The organism is Methylomonas lenta, from assembly GCF_001644015.1.
Taxonomy (GTDB): Bacteria; Pseudomonadota; Gammaproteobacteria; order Methylococcales; family Methylomonadaceae; genus Methylomonas; species Methylomonas lenta.
Genome location: NZ_LUUI01000051.1, coordinates 1 through 11,562, shown reverse-complemented (window position 1 = coordinate 11,562; position 11,562 = coordinate 1). Strand labels below are relative to the sequence as shown.

Annotated in this window: 12 protein-coding genes; 5 read left to right on the top strand and 7 right to left on the bottom strand. The window is 45.9% G+C overall.

Annotation, left to right across the window (positions count from 1 at the left end):
- Positions 1–82: 82 nt before the first annotated feature.
- The gene (ispA, locus tag A1359_RS03670; protein WP_066978195.1) at positions 83–976 is read right to left on the bottom strand and encodes a (2E,6E)-farnesyl diphosphate synthase; all 894 of its coding nucleotides are present in this window, start codon (positions 974–976) and stop codon (positions 83–85) included.
- A complete protein-coding gene (locus A1359_RS03665; RefSeq protein WP_066978190.1) occupies positions 969–1,202 on the bottom strand; it encodes an exodeoxyribonuclease VII small subunit in 234 nt (77 codons plus the stop codon). The genes ispA and A1359_RS03665 overlap by 8 nt, the downstream gene beginning before the upstream one ends.
- A gap of 72 nt (positions 1,203–1,274) precedes the next feature.
- Here A1359_RS03665 and parE point away from each other — a divergent pair, with 72 nt between their 5' ends.
- Both parE and A1359_RS23405 read left to right on the top strand, forming a co-directional pair.
- Positions 1,275–3,164: a DNA topoisomerase IV subunit B gene (gene parE / locus A1359_RS03660; protein ID WP_066978187.1), complete on the top strand. Its 1,890-nt coding sequence runs from the start codon at positions 1,275–1,277 to the stop codon at positions 3,162–3,164.
- Between the two features lie 289 nt (positions 3,165–3,453).
- Positions 3,454–3,579, top strand: a complete 126-nt coding sequence (locus A1359_RS23405) for a hypothetical protein (protein WP_269747873.1) — start codon at positions 3,454–3,456, stop codon at positions 3,577–3,579.
- A gap of 176 nt (positions 3,580–3,755) precedes the next feature.
- On the opposite strand, the gene A1359_RS03655 is transcribed toward A1359_RS23405, so the two are convergent.
- The 4 genes from A1359_RS03655 to fliK are packed head-to-tail and all read right to left on the bottom strand — an operon-like array spanning position 3,756 to position 7,692.
- Positions 3,756–4,460, bottom strand: coding sequence for a helix-turn-helix domain-containing protein (locus A1359_RS03655; protein WP_198159260.1), 705 nt, complete (start codon positions 4,458–4,460; stop codon positions 3,756–3,758).
- Positions 4,441–5,502 (bottom strand): class 1 fructose-bisphosphatase, encoded by a 1,062-nt coding sequence (locus tag A1359_RS03650; RefSeq protein ID WP_066978181.1) that lies wholly within the window; start codon positions 5,500–5,502, stop codon positions 4,441–4,443. The genes A1359_RS03655 and A1359_RS03650 overlap by 20 nt, the downstream gene beginning before the upstream one ends.
- A 21-nt stretch (positions 5,503–5,523) precedes the next feature.
- A complete protein-coding gene (locus tag A1359_RS03645) occupies positions 5,524–6,129 on the bottom strand; it encodes a nitroreductase family protein (RefSeq protein WP_066978178.1) in 606 nt (201 codons plus the stop codon).
- A gap of 27 nt (positions 6,130–6,156) precedes the next feature.
- Positions 6,157–7,692, bottom strand: a complete 1,536-nt coding sequence (gene fliK / locus A1359_RS03640) for a flagellar hook-length control protein FliK (RefSeq protein WP_066978174.1) — start codon at positions 7,690–7,692, stop codon at positions 6,157–6,159.
- A 337-nt stretch (positions 7,693–8,029) separates the two neighbouring features.
- Between fliK and A1359_RS03635 the strand changes: the two genes are divergently transcribed.
- Together A1359_RS03635 and A1359_RS03630 are read left to right on the top strand one after the other, a co-directional pair.
- Positions 8,030–8,485: a hypothetical protein gene (locus tag A1359_RS03635; protein WP_066978171.1), complete on the top strand. Its 456-nt coding sequence runs from the start codon at positions 8,030–8,032 to the stop codon at positions 8,483–8,485.
- A gap of 12 nt (positions 8,486–8,497) precedes the next feature.
- Positions 8,498–9,052: a hypothetical protein gene (locus tag A1359_RS03630; protein ID WP_066978169.1), complete on the top strand. Its 555-nt coding sequence runs from the start codon at positions 8,498–8,500 to the stop codon at positions 9,050–9,052.
- A gap of 69 nt (positions 9,053–9,121) precedes the next feature.
- Here A1359_RS03630 and rpiA read toward each other — a convergent pair whose 3' ends face one another.
- Complete coding sequence (gene rpiA / locus A1359_RS03625; RefSeq protein ID WP_066978166.1) at positions 9,122–9,799, bottom strand: ribose-5-phosphate isomerase RpiA; 678 nt, start codon at positions 9,797–9,799, stop codon at positions 9,122–9,124.
- A gap of 109 nt (positions 9,800–9,908) precedes the next feature.
- Here rpiA and ilvA point away from each other — a divergent pair, with 109 nt between their 5' ends.
- The gene (ilvA, locus tag A1359_RS03620) at positions 9,909–11,435 is read left to right on the top strand and encodes a threonine ammonia-lyase, biosynthetic (RefSeq protein WP_066978164.1); all 1,527 of its coding nucleotides are present in this window, start codon (positions 9,909–9,911) and stop codon (positions 11,433–11,435) included.
- Positions 11,436–11,562 lie beyond the last annotated feature (127 nt).

Below are 11,562 nucleotides of genomic sequence, written 5' to 3'. Positions count from 1 at the left end.
TGGTGTCGAGTAGGGGGAATGTTCCAGAAAATGTCATACTGATATGGCTTCCTTCAATTTACTGTGGCGTTTTGCGAAAAATTTAATGTGTACGCTCAATGATGTACAAAGATAGTTCGCGCAATAAGTTAGCTTCGCTACCAAAACTTGATAGGCTCTCGACTGCTTGTTCGTGGAGTTCCTGGGCTTTTTGTTTGGCACCGGCCATACCCAGCAAAGCAGGGTAGGTGGGTTTATCGTTATCGACATCTTTGCCTTGAGTTTTGCCCAAGGTTGCTGTGTCGCTTTCTACGTCTAATATATCGTCTTTAACCTGGAAAGACAGACCTATACATTTTGCGTAATGATCCAGATTTTTTGCAATGGCTGGATTAAGATCCGGTTTTGATAGGGCTGCCAAATTGACGCTGGCGCGAATCAAGGCACCGGTTTTATGAATGTGCATGTTTTCCAGTTCAGGCAAATTTAACTTGGTGCCAACTGAAGCCAGGTCGATAGCCTGACCGCCGACCATGCCTTGTGAGCCGCTGGCTTTGGTTAAGGTAGTGATCATTTTTAAACGGGCTGCCGCGTCGGCTTGAATGCTGGGGTCGTTAGCCAAAATTTCAAAAGCCAAAGCTTGCAAAGCATCGCCGGCCAGAATAGCGGTAGCTTCATCGTAAGCTTTATGGCATGTGGGCTTGCCACGTCGCAGATCGTCATTATCCATGGCGGGTAAATCGTCATGAATCAAAGAATAAACATGAATAAATTCAACAGCACAGGCTGGTGCATCCAACACGTCTTCAGTCAGTCCTAACGCAATACCCGTTGCGTAAGTCAACAGCGGACGGGTGCGCTTGCCGCCATCCAGTACGCTGTAGCGCATGGCTTGATGCAGTTTTTGCGGTAATATGTTTTCGTTGGGCAGGCGGGCATCCAGTGCGCGTTCGACGCGATTTTGGCAGACGCTAAGATAGGTTTTTAAGTTACTCATCGTTAAAGGGCTCCAGGGTTTGTTGGCCGTTTTTTTCTAATAAAATCTGCACTTTTTGTTCGGCATCCTGTAGAGCTTGCTGGCAGGTGCGAGTCAGTTTGATGCCACGTTCGAAGGATTTTAAAGACTCTTCCAGAGAGATGTCGCCGCGTTCCATTTGCTCGACCAGCTTTTCCAGTTCTTCCATCGCCTCCTCAAATTGGGATGCGGTTTTTCTTCTCGACATATAATGTACAAAACAGTGCTTAAAAAATGACCGAGCATTATAGTATGAATTCACAGCCAATAATGAGTAACAATGAGTAACGAATACAATGCTGCGGCGATTGAGGTCCTGAGTGGGCTTGATCCTGTGCGAAAAAGACCAGGGATGTACACCGATACCACCCGTCCTAATCATCTGGTGCAGGAAGTGGTGGATAACAGCGTCGACGAGGCTTTAGCCGGTTATGCCGACAGTATTGAAGTCACTTTATTTAAAGACGGTTCGGTAAAAGTCATTGATAACGGCCGTGGCATGCCGGTTGATATTCATCCTGAACAAGGCATTCCCGGTGTGGAAGTAATCCTGACCCAATTGCATGCGGGTGGGAAATTTTCCAACAAAAATTATCAATTTTCCGGCGGCTTACATGGTGTGGGTGTGTCGGTGGTGAATGCGCTTTCTGAAAAGCTATTGGTCGAAATTAAGCGAAGTGGCGGTGTTTATCAAATGGAGTTCGCCGGTGGAGACAAAGTCAGCGAACTGCAACAAATCGACACTGTCGGCAAAAACAATACCGGCTCCAGCGTGCATTTCTGGCCGGACGCTAAATATTTCGATTCCAGCCGGATTTCGGTATCAAAATTAAAACATGTGTTGCGTGCCAAGGCCGTGCTTTGTCCGGGTTTGAAAATTGGCCTGAATTCTGAGCTAAGTGACGAACAGTTTGAGTGGTGTTATCAAAACGGTTTGCAGGAATATTTGCTGGATAGAGTGGGTGATGTGGAAATTTTTCCGCAAGTACCGTTCATGGCCAACATGGCAGCCAGTAACGAAGCTGTGGAATGGGGCATTATTTGGACGCCGGACAGTCTGCCGGAAACCATCGCTGAGAGTTATGTGAATCTAGTGCCGACTGCCCAAGGTGGTACGCATGTCAACGGTTTGCGCGCCGGTTTGACCGAAGCGATGCGGGAATTTTGCGACTTTCGTAATTTGTTGCCGCGTGGCGTCAAAATTGCACCGGAAGATGTCTGGGAAAGTTGCCATTTCGTATTATCGGTAAAATTGGAAGACCCACAGTTTTCCGGCCAAACCAAGGAAAGACTCAGCTCAAGAGAATGCGTGACCTTTGTCTCCGGGGTGGCAAAAGATAGCTTTAGTTTATGGCTGAATCAGCATCCGCAGGAAGGCGAGAAAATTGCCGAAATCATTTTGGCCAGTGCGCAAAAGCGGCTGAAATCCAGCAAAAAAATCGTCCGCAAAAAAATTACCAGTGGTCCGGCCCTGCCTGGAAAATTGGCTGATTGCTCGGCACAAGACATTAGTCGCACGGAATTATTTTTAGTCGAAGGTGATTCCGCAGGTGGTTCAGCCAAACAGGCCCGCGAGCGCGAGTTTCAAGCCATCATGCCGTTGCGTGGCAAAATATTGAATACCTGGGAAGTCGATTCCAGCGAGGTGATGGCTTCGCAAGAGGTGCATGATATCGCCGTTGCACTGGGCATAGAGCCCGACAGCGACGATCTGCAAAACCTGCGTTACGGCAAAATATGTATTCTGGCTGATGCCGACTCGGACGGTAATCATATCGCTACGCTAATTTGCGCGCTGTTTTACCGACATTTCAATGCACTGGTCAACGCAGGTCATGTATTTGTTGCTATGCCACCGCTGTATCGTATTGATGTGGGTAAAAAGGTATTTTATGCGCTGGACGAATCCGAACGTTTGGGTGTGTTAGCCCGTATCGAAGCTGAAAAACTGACCGGCAAGGTCAATACTCAGCGTTTTAAAGGCTTGGGGGAAATGAATCCATCGCAGTTGCGAGAAACCACCATGAATCCGGATACCCGTCGTTTAGTGCAGCTCACTATCGCTGAAGATGATGAAACATTTGAGCAGATGGATTTGTTACTGGCAAAAAAACGCGCTGGCGATCGAAAAAGTTGGTTGGAGGATAGAGGGAATTTAGCCGAAGTGTAGGACGAATGCGTCGAGGTAATCCGTTGGATTATTTGTAAATTAGGGCAGGCATTATCGGGTTTTTAAGCTGGTTTAGCGGTATCTATTCAGTATTTCTCGGGCGGGTGGCTGTTGTGCTTCGTTCTGAATAGATATAATTTATTTTGCTAATTAACTTTAACAATCTATTCCAAATTATTGTTTTAAATGGAAGTAAAAATTATATAAAAAATAATGACTTAAAAAACTATTGAGTTTTATTTTAACAGTGGCACACTCTGCTTATAGAACATATGTAAGGAGGTATGCCATGAAAATTATAACTATAGTCATATTAACCGCGCTTGCCTACGGCTTGGGCCGTTTTATGATTAGCTTGTTTAAAGAATTCGGTGAAATTATTGCCGAAGCTTGGCATAACGGTGAGACTGGGTAGTTAATTTTTGCAACGCTACAAGGTATAGTCATCGACAGTCTATCCAGAATGACTTTGTTGACGTCATGTATCAGTAATAAGCTAAAAACTCACTTTTCAGAACTGCTCTCAAGTTGGCTACTAAGAATCCGAACATTTTGTCTTCTATGCTCGGATTCTCTCTTATCTGCTGGTATTTAAACCAAAGGCTGTAATAGGTTCTTCAACAAACCAAGGTTTTTTATCTTGATAAAGCGGTTTTGCACCTCGATCAATTCATCGTCCTGAAATTTCTTCAACAAACGGCTGACAGTTTCCAAGGCTAGTCCCAAATGATTGCCTATTTCCTGTCGTGTTAGCGACAGTTTGAATTCCGATGAAGAAAATCCTCGTCGCTTCAAACGTTCTGACAAACTAATCAAAAAATAAGCCAGTCGTTCTTCAGCCGGACGTTTGCTCAGTACCAGCTGATTTTTATCTTCCAGCATTTTTTCGCCGGAATGGCGAAACAATTCCCGCGTCAGACCGGGCAGGTTTTGAAACAGTTGATCCATGCTGTCCGCCGGCAGAATGCAAAAGGTCATGGTTTCTAAAGCAATCGCCGCGCAACCGTGTTTTTCGCGGGATAAACCGTCAAATCCCAATAATTCGCCAGGCAGCAGGATATTTAAAATATGCTCGTTACCATGATTGTCGTTGGCGACCAGTTTGGCGCTGCCGGATTTGATCGCCAGGATACCTTTGAAATGATCGCCTTCGCGGTAGATGAAGTCTCCGCGCTGCAACGTTTTACGGGCTTTCACCACCTTACTAATGTTGTCGATTTCGGTTTGCGATAGTCCGCGTGGCAGACAAATATTATCTAAACTGCAATTGCTGCAGCTAACTTGGGTTAGCGTCACGTTCTGTTTTATCTGTATGGGGTTGTTGGTAATAACTGATCAGGCGTTCCACTTCATTTTTGGAACCAAAAATCAATGGCACTCGCTGGTGGATGTCATGCGGTTTGATGTCCAGCATGCGTTCCACACCTGTACTGCAAGCGCCCCCTGCCTGTTCGATAATAAATGCCATTGGATTGGCTTCGTACATCAAGCGTAATCTGCCTGGGCGGTCTGGGTCACGCAGGTCAAACGGATACAAAAATACCCCGCCGCGATTCAGGATGCGATAAACATCCGCTACCAGGGATGCTATCCAGCGCATATTAAAGTCTTTGCCGCGCGGGCCGTCAGTGCCGGCGACGCATTCGTCGACGTAGCGTTTGATTGGCGGCTCCCAAAAGCGCTGGTTGGACATGTTAATGGCAAACTCACTGGTATCTTCCGGAATGCGCATATTGCGGTGGGTCAAAATAAACTCGCCGACATCCTGATCCAGAGTGAAACCGTTCACGCCGTTGCCGGTGGTCAAGACCAGCATGGTGGAGGGACCGTAGAGTACAAAACCGGCGCAGACTTGCTCGCTGCCTTTGCGCAGGAAATCTTCGGTTTCCGGCTCCACGCCTTCACGGCAGCGCAGCACCGAGAATATAGTGCCCACTGTCAGATTAATATCGATATTCGAGGAACCGTCCAACGGATCGAATAACACCAGGTATTTGCCTTTGGGGTACCGATCGGGGATTTTGATTGGATTATCAATTTCTTCCGAAGCCATACCGCCCAAGTGCCCGCCCCAGCGTAGCGCTTTGATCATGATGTCGTTGGTGATGATATCCAGTTTTTTCTGCACTTCACCCTGGACGTTTTCCGATTCGGCACTGCCCAATACGCCAATCAATGCGCCACGATTAACGCGATGCGAAATTTGTTTGCAAGCGGTGACGATGTCATTCAATAACAAAGTAAAGGTGCCTGATGCATCGGGCAGGCCACGTTGTTGTTCGATGATGAATTGGGTGAGCGTGATGTGTTCAGTCTGGCTATCTGGTGTTTGAGTCATATCTTGGCGTGTGAATTAAGTTTAGGCGAAACGATCTGTGATAACGACTTCATTAACAGGCAGTTGACCGCCGCGGGCTTGTGCGGGTTGCAGAGCTTTGCCAATAGCAAGGAACATGCTGATGACATGATCTTGCGGTAGGTTTATCAATTTGCCGACTTCAGCAAAATCGAAACCGTCCATAGGGCAGGAGTCGTAACCCATGTCTTTTGCAGTTAGCATTAGGGTTTGCGCAGCAATGCCACAGGAGCGCATAGCTTCGTCGCGTTCAACTTGTGGCTTGCCGTCATAATAGTTATGAATGGCTGGCAGTAGAAAGTCTTGAACAGCTTGCGGGGCATTTTGCCAGTAACGTTCAGGCTGTTTTTGCCAGGCTTTGAGGTCGGCGCAGACTATCACTAATAACGATGCATCAGTGACTTGAGGCTGATTCCAGGCTACTTGGCGAATTTGCTGGCGCAACGCAGGGTCGCGCACTAATACAAATCGCCAGTGTTGAATATTAAATGCCGTCGGCGATAACAGGGCTAAACAGATTAGATTTTCGATTTCCTGTTCAGTTAAACGATGCTCAGGATCGAATTGTTTGACAGCGCGACGCGATTGAATGGCAAGTTGAGTATCCATGCAGTGTCCTGGTATTTAATTGAAAATTTAAGCTTTTTCGTGCAACAGATTATTGATAGATTTTTTAATACTATCTGATTGCGCGGGCTGACCTTGATGAGCTTCCATAAATCCGGTTGTTAGCCCCTTTTTCTCGAACTGTTGTTTTAGATAGTCGAGATGGGCGTTGATTTTGTCTACGGTACCGGCGGCTTCACTCCAGAATCGAGTGTTAACTGAGCCGTCGTAACAGGAAATTTTGCAATGTATTGTAGCAAGATCGGGCGGGGTAATGGTAATGCTGACTGCCCAGTTTGTTTGTGGGTTGTCGGTATCGCGCGCTTTATCCTGCTCAATTTCGATCTTAACGTTATCTGTAGTCTGGTTATGGAAAAACGGCAGCTCTAGCGTCCAGCTTTGTTTGGGTGATTCTTCTCTGGGTAGCGAATTGAGTTGATCCAGCGTCAGTTTGGCTAGCGTAGCTTGGGCTTTTTGCAGGCTTTCTTTCAAGGTGTCAATTGTCAATTTGTTGTCGTTTTGTTTGGACAGTTCCTGATTAATCAACTGAATCAGTTTGCTGAGTTTGAGTTTAAAGTCATCCTGTAATAATACGTCCGGCTTACCTGCTAATAATTCCGCCAGTTTGCTTTCCAGAAACAGACCGGATTCAGAGATGGCCTGTTTCAATTGCATGGGTTCTGCGAGTTGGGTCTTACCGGGAATGGCGCGCAAAATTTCCTGAGCCAGACTTTTTAGGGTTTCGGCTACAGTCGCTGCATTTTGTAACTGCGGCAATACTTGTCTGAGTTGATTTAACAAGGGTGCAGATGATGCCTGGATAGGCAGTAATTGTTTAAAGGCTTCTATGATGTGTTGATCACTATCCAGGCTGACAGGCGTCACATTAAACGTAGGCGGATTGCCGGATTTTATCAGTTGTAAATTAATCTCCGACCCCGCTTTGAGCGCTGTCAAAGTGGGTTGCGATGCTGTCGTTTTTTCAGGGGTGACTAATAACTGTTTGATATCCAGCGTGAGTAGTAATTTTTCCGGGTTGGGTGTGGTTTGTAGATTATTAACAGGCTGATTTAAGGCTGTAGTGGCAGTTGTTTGTGTGCTTGGCGTGGTGGAGGCAGTCTGAAATTGTAAAGTTACTTTATCTCCTGCGATTTCGATAATAGTGGCTTGTAATGTTTGGCCAGTGCTGAGTTGATTCAGGAGGCTGTTGGCGGGAGGATTTGTAGGCGCAGGTAAATTCAGTAGTTTTATAGATTGGCCTTCAATAGCGGATCGTAGCGCTGAGTCGCCAGGTTGTATGAAGGCAGCAAGAATTTTTAATTCCGGTGTGGGTAGCAGTTTGGTGACTTGTAACTGCAAGGTCTGGCCGGGCTGCAGTGTGATCGGTAGTTTGGTTTGTACATTGACTGATTTGCCGTCGATTTTTAACGCCAAAGTATCCAGCATGATTTGCGTATCAATGACCTTGGCTTCCAGTACCTGATTCAGCTTTAAGTTAGGACCTGAGTCAGTGGCTTTATTGATAGCCATTTGTACGTTAGCGTTTAAAGCCAGTTTGATGTCCATATACGTCTAACTAAATGCTAAAACAATGTAAAGGAAGGTGGGTAATGTCATGTTTCAAGTTCGCGGCAAAATATTTGCTTAACCATACCATGATGGACGGTTTGGCGGGGAAATGGCGGATTTGTGCGAAAAAATACCTTTGCCATAAGAAAGACTACCTTTGGCATATGTTTGTTAGTGGTAATTATTCTCATTAGCAGCTTATCATGTGCCTCAAGTTATCCGGAGGGTGTTGTTCTGTTTAACTTGTTGATTCAATGATAAATTCGTTGCGGGGGACGAATTGGATTTAATCAGATGCTTTTCAATTTAAATATAACCATAAAGGAAAAAAATCATGAAAAAAATCTTGTTTGTGGCTTCTAGTCTTTTAATCGTCGGTCAAGTTCAAGCCGGACCTATTACCCCTTGTACCCAAGCCAATTTGAATGGAAGTTATGTGATGTATCAGGCAGCGGTTAACAACCCTAACCTTAACCACACAGGCCGTTGTGAAATGAACATCAATAACGGTGTGGTATCAGGGACTTGCGCGTTTGATCCAAACGTTAGCGGAAACCCAAACTTTAATGGACCTATTTACGGCACGGCAACCATGAATACAAATTGTTCCGCCGATATGACCATCAGCTTTGACGTACCGAGTGGTCCGCATATAGACTCATTTTTCGATGTGCAATTTACCCCAAATAAAGAAGGATTTATTGGTAAATTCAACAATATTTTTGGTGTTTACGGCTCTACTAGCGGTACTCGTTTTAGCTCAACCTTGCCTTCAACACCAGCCAATTAAAGGAGTATGGATATGATTAAAGGAATATTTAAAATTGCTTTGTTGGCAGGATTGTTTTTTTCAGCTACAAGCGCGCATGCCTTGCAATCTTACATCTTCACTCAAGATGGTTTTGCAGGCGGTGGTTCAATCACCGGCTCATTCGCAGGAAATGATTTAAATAGTGATGGTTTTATTCAAGGCGCCATTTTCAATGCGGGTGGATTGTCTGAAATTACTTCATTCTCTGTGTCCTGGTCTGGAAACGACACCATACCAGCTTTCAGTCATACCTCTTCCGATTTGACATTTTTTTCGTTCGATACTGCAAAATCTACGTTAGGCCAAGTCAATCCTGAAGGTATAGCCACCAACTGGTTCGGTTTAACAGGGTATCAATATTTAACCGGGCAAGGCGTTAACTCTTATAATGGTAGCTATGTTGTAAATGCAGAGACACTTGTCAATGTAGAAACTTTTGGTCTTATAAATGTCGCTCCTGTAACATCAGTGCCTTTACCTGGCGCTGCGTGGTTGTTTGGGCCGGCTTTGCTAAGCGTGTTTAGACTGAAACGTCGCTCAGCTTAATTGCTTACTCATCACGTCGAAAAAAACCGCCTCTGAGGGCGGTTTTTTTTGTTTGAGAAAAGTGATTTTTTAATAAGTAATCACTTCCGCACCTTTACCAACCAGCACCACATCCGCATCACGTATGGCAAACAAACCATTGGTGATGACGCCAGGAATATTGTTGATGGTTTTTTCCATTTCGACAGGATTCATGATGCTCATATTGTAGACATCCAAAATTTCGCAGGCATTGTCGGTGATATACGGTGCGCCGGTGTCTTTGTTCATGCGTAGTTCCGGTGTGCCGCCCAGTTTAGCCAGCTCTCTGGCGACGAAGCTGCGCGCTAATGGCAAAACTTCAACCGGCAACGGAAATTTGCCCATCACATCCACGCATTTGCTTTCGTCGACGATACAGACGAATTTTCTGCTGGCGCCGGCAATGATTTTTTCCCGGGTTAACGCACCGCCACCACCTTTCAGCATTTTTTTGTGCGGGGTCACTTCATCAGCGCCATCGACATAAATGTCCAAGTCACCGGTTTGATTCAATTCCAACACCTTGATGCCAATCGATTGTAAATGTTCGGTGGTTTTGATCGAGCTGGAAACCGCCGCTTCGATATCGTGTTTAAAGTCGCAATCGGCCAATTGATTGATCAAATGGGTCACGGTCGATCCAGTACCCATGCCTATCACAGGCACGTCTTTCAGATATTGCAGAGCCGCTGCCGCTACTTGTTTTTTTAATTCATCTTGAGTCATTGTTTTTATTCCTGATGAGGGGTTGCTTGAAAGTCGGCCACGACGATAGCGTCGCGCATGTGTGGGATAATAACCGATTCAAGCCAATCTCTCAGCTGTTTTTAACTCAATGATACAGAACTACATCGAAAAAATATTGCGGGCCAAAGTGTATGATGTGGCCGAAGAAACCCCGCTGGATTTTGCGCCTAATCTATCTGCACGGCTGGATAATCGGGTTTACTTAAAGCGCGAAGATTTACAGCCGGTATTTTCTTTTAAATTGCGCGGCGCCTACAACAAAATAGCCAGCTTGACGCCGGAGCAAGCCGCCAATGGCGTGATTGCCGCATCTGCCGGTAATCATGCGCAAGGGGTGGCGCTGGCGGCAAAAAAACTGGGTATCAAAGCCTTGATTGTGATGCCGAAAACCACGCCGGAAATCAAAGTTAAATCGGTCAAAGCTTATGGCGCCAAAATCGTCTTGCATGGCGACTCTTATGACGATGCCTTGATTTATGCCTTAGAGCTGGTGAAAGAAAAAGGCATGACGTTTATCCACCCGTATGACGATCCGTATGTAATAGCCGGTCAGGGTACGGTGGCGATGGAAATACTGCGTCAGCACAATGGCGATATTCACGCCATTTTCGTACCGGTAGGTGGTGGTGGCTTGGTGGCCGGAATTGCCGCTTATGTCAAATTTGTCCGGCCTGAGATTAAAGTGATAGCGGTAGAGCCGGATGATGCTGATTGTTTGAATCAAGCTTTAAAAGCCCAGCATCAGGTCGAACTGCCGCAAGTGGGTTTATTTGCCGATGGGGTGGCCGTCAAGAAAATAGGCAAAGAGCCGTTTCGGATTGCCAGGCAGTATGTGGATCAGGTGATTACCGTTAGCACCGATGAAATCTGTGCGGCGATCAAGGATATTTTCGATGATACCCGCTCGGTTGCAGAGCCGGCTGGCGCTTTATCGGTGGCGGGTTTGAAGAAATATATCGAGCAGCAAGGTATACACCAGCAAACCCTGATTGCCATCGATAGTGGCGCTAATATGAATTTTGACCGCTTGCGCTATGTGGCCGAGCGCACCCTGGTGGGTGAGCACAGAGAAATTTTGCTGGCAGTGGCGATTCCGGAAGCGCCCGGCAGCTTTTTAAAGTTTTGCAAAACCTTGGGCAAACGCAGTATTACCGAATTCAATTATCGTTATTTCGATAGTCAAATGGCGCAGGTGTTTGTCGGTATTAGCAGTAGTGGGGTAGAAGGTGATCGGCAGCAATTAATCGAAAAGCTGGAAAGTGATGGATTTTTAGTTACCGATATGACGGACAACGAATTGGCCAAAGATCATATTCGTCACATGGTCGGTGGTCATGGCCCCAGCAATCTGAACGAAAGCGTCTATAGTCTACAGTTTCCGGAACGGCCGGGCGCCTTGTTAAAATTTTTAATGTCGTTGGGCAGTCAATGGAATATCAGTTTGTTTCATTATCGCAATCATGGCGCGGCGTTTGGCAAGGTATTGATAGGTTTACAAATGGCGGAAGCTGAGTCTGTTGCATTTGAGCAATGCCTGAATGAATTGGGCTTGGTATTTCAACAAGAAACCTACAATCCAGCGTATCGTCTGTTCGCCGGTGGGATAGCAAAGTGATGCTATGGAAAAACCTAACTAAGGAATATGCATGGAATATCATATACAAGAGTCCTGTGTAGGTGCGGATTTATCCGCACAGTGCGAATAAATTCGCACCCATAGCTGACGAACTTGTTTCATGCGC

Excerpts from the sequence above, each read along its gene's own strand:
- ispA (WP_066978195.1), bottom strand. The coding sequence starts at position 976 with ATGAGTAACTTAAAAACCTATCTTAGCGTCTGCCAAAATCGCGTCGAA.
- A1359_RS03665 (WP_066978190.1), bottom strand. The coding sequence starts at position 1,202 with ATGTCGAGAAGAAAAACCGCATCCCAATTTGAGGAGGCGATGGAAGAA.
- parE (WP_066978187.1), top strand. The coding sequence starts at position 1,275 with ATGAGTAACGAATACAATGCTGCGGCGATTGAGGTCCTGAGTGGGCTT.
- A1359_RS23405 (WP_269747873.1), top strand. The coding sequence starts at position 3,454 with ATGAAAATTATAACTATAGTCATATTAACCGCGCTTGCCTACGGCTTG.
- A1359_RS03650 (WP_066978181.1), bottom strand. The coding sequence starts at position 5,502 with ATGACTCAAACACCAGATAGCCAGACTGAACACATCACGCTCACCCAA.
- A1359_RS03645 (WP_066978178.1), bottom strand. The coding sequence starts at position 6,129 with ATGGATACTCAACTTGCCATTCAATCGCGTCGCGCTGTCAAACAATTC.
- fliK (WP_066978174.1), bottom strand. The coding sequence starts at position 7,692 with ATGGACATCAAACTGGCTTTAAACGCTAACGTACAAATGGCTATCAAT.
- A1359_RS03635 (WP_066978171.1), top strand. The coding sequence starts at position 8,030 with ATGAAAAAAATCTTGTTTGTGGCTTCTAGTCTTTTAATCGTCGGTCAA.
- A1359_RS03630 (WP_066978169.1), top strand. The coding sequence starts at position 8,498 with ATGATTAAAGGAATATTTAAAATTGCTTTGTTGGCAGGATTGTTTTTT.
- rpiA (WP_066978166.1), bottom strand. The coding sequence starts at position 9,799 with ATGACTCAAGATGAATTAAAAAAACAAGTAGCGGCAGCGGCTCTGCAA.
- ilvA (WP_066978164.1), top strand. The coding sequence starts at position 9,909 with ATGATACAGAACTACATCGAAAAAATATTGCGGGCCAAAGTGTATGAT.